The sequence below is a fragment of the Xenorhabdus sp. NBAII XenSa04 genome (genome assembly GCF_963866145.1).
GTDB lineage: Bacteria > Pseudomonadota > Gammaproteobacteria > Enterobacterales > Enterobacteriaceae > Xenorhabdus > Xenorhabdus indica.
Genome location: NZ_CAWMEB010000294.1, coordinates 1 through 546, shown reverse-complemented (window position 1 = coordinate 546; position 546 = coordinate 1). Strand labels below are relative to the sequence as shown.

1 protein-coding gene is annotated in these 546 nt (G+C 38.6%); it reads right to left on the bottom strand.

What is annotated here, in order from left to right; translation table 11 throughout:
• Positions 1 to 59: 59 nt before the first annotated feature.
• Positions 60 to 275 carry a hypothetical protein gene (locus AAC147_RS10695; RefSeq protein ID WP_156115470.1) on the bottom strand — a complete coding sequence of 72 codons (216 nt, stop codon included), beginning with the start codon at positions 273 to 275 and terminating at the stop codon, positions 60 to 62.
• Positions 276 to 546: the final 271 nt, after the last annotated feature.

Sequence of the window (546 nt, the reverse complement as noted above, 5' to 3'; positions counted from 1 at the left end):
TGCCAGCATGGTGGCACTGGCGTTTATCCTTGTCTGGTTGCCGATGTGGGGTGATTGAATTATGACCCTAAAACATCAACAGCCCTTAGTTCAAGCTCTATTGCTTTTTCACTCATTAACGGCGTTACTTCTATATCTTGCATTGCTTCTGCCAACGCTGGTGCAATTGATTCTGCTGCCCATTTCCTTAGTGGTTCACTTAAATTATCTTTAGTTAAAGTAATGCCTTTTTTTAATAAATCGTAGATGATTCCACCCAAAATAGAACTTGTCATGAACTCCATAGTTAACCTCATACTCAAGTTACGTTTAATTTCCACAAACATTAGATGATAGCAATTTAATTGTGAAGAAATTTTATCTATTTTGCTTCAACAAAAAACCTCCTTGGAGTTGGAAAGGAAAGATAGCAAGCGGGTGCGAGTGGTGGTGTTTCGAGGAGAAAAGTAAGAGGTTGGGACTGAATGAAATGTAAGCACATTGTCTTAGAATAGCTAATCATCTAATCGCTCGGATTGCAATTGCTAACACACAATGGGGCATAAA